Source organism: Chrysiogenia bacterium, assembly GCA_020434085.1.
Taxonomy (GTDB): domain Bacteria; phylum JAGRBM01; class JAGRBM01; order JAGRBM01; family JAGRBM01; genus JAGRBM01.
Window position 1 is genome coordinate 1 of record JAGRBM010000617.1, and the last position, 1599, is coordinate 1599.

A 1599-nucleotide genomic window follows, 5' to 3' on the forward strand; every position below is an offset into this window, starting at 1 on the left:
GCTCCCGTCCGGAGGGCCTCGCCTGGGCAATCGCCGCGCTCAGCCCCGGCCGCCAGCCCGACTACGGTTCGCGACTTGGTGAACTCGCCATGCCCGTGCACCTCATCACCGGCGAGCGCGACGAGAAGTTTTCCGCGATCGCCGGGCAGATGCGCGCGCGCATCCCCGATGCAACCCATCACGTGATTTCGAGCGCGGGACACAGCGCCCACTTCGAAAAACCAGACCAATATGCCGCGACCCTGGAGGAGATTCTCCGGGAAGAGCGGCAACCAGGAGTGATTGCATGTTGAATCCAGTAGAAAAGACCCAATACCAGGCGCCCAAGTGGCAGAAGGCCGCAGATTTCGAGGACATCCTCTATCACAAGGCCGAGGGCATCGCGCGCCTGTCCTTCAACCGGCCCGAAGTGCACAACGCCTTTCGGCCCCAGACCACCGACGAAATGATCCGCGCCTTTCACGACGCATGGGAAGACCCAGAAGTCGGCGTCATCGTCATCACCGGCGAGGGCGGCAAGGCCTTCTGCAGCGGCGGTGACCAGCGCGTGCGCGGCGAGGCCGGCTATGTGGGAAGCGACGGCGTGCCGCGCCTCAACGTGCTTACCCTTCAGCGCATGATCCGCACCTGCCCCAAGCCGGTCATCGCATCGGTCGCGGGCTGGGCCATCGGCGGCGGCCACGTGCTGCACGTGGTGTGCGACCTGACCATCGCCGCCGAGAACGCACGCTTCGGTCAGACCGGCCCAAAGGTGGGCAGCTTCGACGGCGGCTTTGGCGCTTCCTACCTGGCCAGCCACATCGGTCAGAAGAAGGCGCGCGAGATCTGGTACCTGTGCCGCCAGTACGACGCGCAGCAGGCACTCGACATGGGCATGGTGAACACGGTGGTGCCACTCGAAAAGCTCGAGGAAGAGACCGTCACCTGGGCGCGCGAAATCCTGCAGAACTCTCCCATTGCGATCCGCTGCATCAAGGCCGGACTCAACGCTGAACTCGACGGGCAGGCGGGCGTTCAGGAACTGGCCGGCAATGCGACGATGCTCTTCTACATGACCGAGGAGGGGCAGGAAGGAAAACGTGCCTTCCTCGAAAAGCGCAAGCCCGATTTCAGCAAGTTTCCCCGGGTACCCTGACCATGAATCACTCCGATACCCTTTCTTCCCCGGGGGGCCTCGTCCCGGAGCCGGCTTTGCCGGCTCCGGGGTCCTTTTTCGCGTGGATCGCCGCGGCCAGGCTCAAGACGCTGCCCGCCGGCGCCGCGCCGGTGATGGTGGGCACGGCGGTTGCCGCGGCGGAGGGCCATTTCTCGGCCCTGCCGGCGCTGGCAGCACTGCTGGGAGCGCTCTGGATTCAGGTCGGAACCAACTTCGCCAACGATCTCTTTGACTATCTCAAGGGCGCCGACACCGAAGAGCGCGCCGGGCCGGTGCGTGTTACGCAGGCGGGGCTTCTGAGCCAGCGCCAGGTGACGGCGGGGGTGATCGTGAGCTTTGCAATCGCCTCGCTGTGCGGCGTGTATCTGATCTCCGTTGCGGGCTGGCCCATCGTTGCGATCGGCATCGCATCGATCCTCTCGGGCATCGCCTATACGGGCGGA

Annotated in this window: 3 protein-coding genes; all 3 read left to right on the plus strand. The window is 65.2% G+C overall.

Annotated features, from left to right (window positions below):
• Positions 1–293 (plus strand): 2-succinyl-6-hydroxy-2,4-cyclohexadiene-1-carboxylate synthase (locus KDH09_19960; GenBank protein MCB0221983.1); only part of this gene is annotated, 293 nt, incomplete at its 5' end.
• Positions 287–1135, plus strand: coding sequence for a 1,4-dihydroxy-2-naphthoyl-CoA synthase (menB, locus tag KDH09_19965; protein ID MCB0221984.1), 849 nt, complete (start codon positions 287–289; stop codon positions 1133–1135). The genes KDH09_19960 and menB, both read left to right, overlap by 7 nt.
• A 2-nt stretch (positions 1136–1137) precedes the next feature.
• The coding region (locus KDH09_19970; protein ID MCB0221985.1) for a UbiA family prenyltransferase at positions 1138–1599 on the plus strand (462 nt) is incomplete at its 3' end.